We start from the raw sequence: 853 nt of genomic DNA on the forward strand, positions 1-853 counted from the left end.
TTTCCGGCTCCATTTATAACGGTAGTTACTCTTCGCTAGGGGCATTTGTTTCCACTTACACATCGGTTAACGATACTGGCCGCCCGATGACGGTTTACGCTTCCGGCGGCGTTTCCACTATAGATAGAGGAATTAAAGACGGTGACAATTGCCGTAATACATGGGATCTTAAAGGTATGGTTGACGGACGTATCATTACATCGGCTGGTACCGCTAACTCAGATTGGAGTAAATCCGGAACTATAAACTTCATTATCCCAGCGGGATCGACGTTTAGTGTAACGTCAAACCCCTTACCCTCTTACGGATGCTCACCTGGGAGTTTCAATCTCGTCACCTACCACTGATCAAAAGGCTGCTTAACTGCCGTTATTTATCGCTAAATCCCACTAACATTCAGAGTTGTGGAGTTTGACTGTTGGTAAGCTAAGACGACAGAGTACAGGTAAATAATCTGCAACACGTTACACAACCAGCACATTTCTCATATCAGACTGTCAAGGTTATTGGAAACGAAAGACAGTGAACGATCCGTAGTCACAGCCGTAAGACATCATTCCATTTGAGACAATAGAAAATGAAGACCCATCCGGGACTTCAAAGTTCACTGTCCCTGATTTTTGCCACTGAGAGTTGCCATTTAAATCTCTTGCAACGTACAGCCCCCCAACTTCAGCGACGAGCGAGTATGTATTAACGCAGTTATCAGCATCTCCATAGTTGATTTTTTTGCTAGGTGGATTGCCGCCTGTTACGTACAGGCGATATTGCTTTCCTGTATTATTCGTACCGGAGTAAGAACCTTTAAATGTCCCGAGAACAGTGTAATTACCCTCGGTTATGCCTGTACCCT

1 pseudogene is annotated in these 853 nt (G+C 44.7%); it reads right to left on the reverse strand.

Annotated elements, in window-relative coordinates:
• Window positions 1–503: 503 nt before the first annotated feature.
• A pseudogene (locus tag WFM45_RS24590) lies at window positions 504–853 on the reverse strand (shufflon system plasmid conjugative transfer pilus tip adhesin PilV); the annotation flags it as partial.

Source organism: Serratia sp. KG1D (genome assembly GCF_037150675.1).
Taxonomy (GTDB): domain Bacteria; phylum Pseudomonadota; class Gammaproteobacteria; order Enterobacterales; family Enterobacteriaceae; genus Serratia; species Serratia nematodiphila.